Source organism: Vibrio sp. 10N.261.52.C2 (assembly GCF_041471425.1).
GTDB classification, from domain to species: domain Bacteria; phylum Pseudomonadota; class Gammaproteobacteria; order Enterobacterales; family Vibrionaceae; genus Vibrio; species Vibrio crassostreae_C.
This window is the reverse complement of sequence record NZ_JBFROH010000117.1, coordinates 1-204: the sequence shown is the minus strand read 5'-3', so window position 1 is coordinate 204 and position 204 is coordinate 1. Positions and strand designations below refer to the sequence as shown.

The 204-nt window shown below is 46.1% G+C and carries 1 tRNA gene; it reads right to left on the bottom strand.

Annotated elements, in window-relative coordinates:
- Positions 1-90: 90 nt before the first annotated feature.
- Positions 91-167 (bottom strand) — tRNA-Asp (locus tag AB4307_RS21995).
- Positions 168-204 lie beyond the last annotated feature (37 nt).

Here is a 204-nt window from a genome sequence, read left to right as displayed (position 1 = left end):
TTTTACTTTAATTGGTATAACCTATAAGCAAAACACTTTTCTTCAAATGTAAAAAAGCCCTGCTATTTCTAGCAGGGCTTCTCTAATAAGTGGCGGAGTGGACGGGACTCGAACCCGCGACCCCCGGCGTGACAGGCCGGTATTCTAACCAACTGAACTACCACTCCGCAGTGGAATACTTGTCGTCGCTGACAAGTGTTCAAA